Here is a 1,396-nt window from a genome sequence, read left to right on the forward strand (position 1 = left end):
CTACGATTAGGACACAAACTTTGAGGCGCATTTGTTCTCTGTTCTAAAAGGAGCAAATGAGCGGTGACATATTCAGCGACCGGCGTATCAGCCGTCGTGTAGAGGATTTGGCAACGAGGATACTAGAGAAAGAGAGCGTGGTGATTCATCGACTGGCAAACAACGAGGCCCAGCAGCGCGGCTTTTACCGGCTGCTGCACAACCCCAACCTGAAGACGGGGCAGGTGGTGGAGTTCATCCGGCGGGACTGCGCGCGCCAGGTGGAGGCCGGGGCGCACTACCTGGTCTTTCAGGACACCACCCAGCCAAACTTCGAGCGCAACAGGGGCAACATCTCCGACGGGCGGGAGTTGGGGGTGATCGGCGACAGGGCCTCGCTGGGCTTTTTCCTGCACCCCTCGCTGGTGGTCGGGGCCAGTGACGGCCACTGCCTGGGCTATAGCCACGTAAAGACCTGGAGCAGGGACATGGCGGCCCAGGACAAGTCGGAGCGCTTCTATAAAAAGCAGCCAATAGAGGAAAAGGAGAGCTACCGCTGGATAGAGGCCGCCGAGTCGAGCAATGCCCTGCTGGAAAAGGCGGGCAGGGTGACGCATGTCTGTGACCGGGAAGGCGACATCAGTGAGCTCTTCCTGCGGGTGCCCGATGGGGAGAAAACGCACCTGCTGGTGCGTTCCTCGGCAGACCGTCTGCTGGCCGGGGGCGGCAAGCTCTCCACGGCGCTGGCCGACTTGCCGGAAGCAGGCATCCACCGGCTCACCCTCAAAGGGGATGTGCGCACAGGGCGCCAGCAGCGTGAGGCGGAGCTCCAGGTGCGCCACAGCAAGGTGCGCCTGCGGTTGGGGCAGCGGGAGAAGGAGCTCTACGTGGTAGAGGCAAAGGAGGCGAATACGCCACAAGGGCAGAAGCCGGTCTATTGGCGCCTTCTCACCACCCATGCCGTGGAGAGTTTGGAGCAGGCCCTGCAGGTGCTCTGCTGGTACTCGATGCGCTGGAACATTGAGCAGGTCTTCCGCCTGTTAAAGCACAAGGGGCTGGATGTGGAGGCACTCCAGGTAGAGACAGGCAAGGGGCTGGTGCAGCTTTCGCTGCTGGGCCTGTTTGCCGTAAGCAAAATTATACGCCTGCACCTGGCTGCCAAGCAGCAGGAGCCTGTGGAGATAGCGGGCGCCTTTACAGAAGAGGAACTCAGATGCATGCAGGCGCTAAACAGAAGACATGAAGGAAGGACAGCCAAACAGAGGAATCCTTATTCACCTGACTCGCTTCAGTGGTGTTACTGGGTCATGGCCAGGCTGGGAGGATGGAAGCCACATGAAAAGAGAGCAGGTGTTATCACCCTCCACCGCGGATACATGGAATTCTGTAAAATCTTCGATGGGTGGATGCTCGCGCA

Annotated in this window: 1 protein-coding gene; it reads left to right on the forward strand. The window is 59.7% G+C overall.

Features of this window, described 5'->3' with window-relative positions; genetic code table 11:
- Nucleotides 1-56: 56 nt before the first annotated feature.
- On the forward strand, nt 57-1,396 hold a 1,340-nt coding region (locus E1919_RS27125; protein WP_162056526.1), incomplete at its 3' end, for an IS4 family transposase.

Origin of the sequence: Pontibacter pamirensis (assembly GCF_010015475.1) — a bacterium.
Lineage (GTDB): Bacteria > Bacteroidota > Bacteroidia > Cytophagales > Hymenobacteraceae > Pontibacter > Pontibacter pamirensis.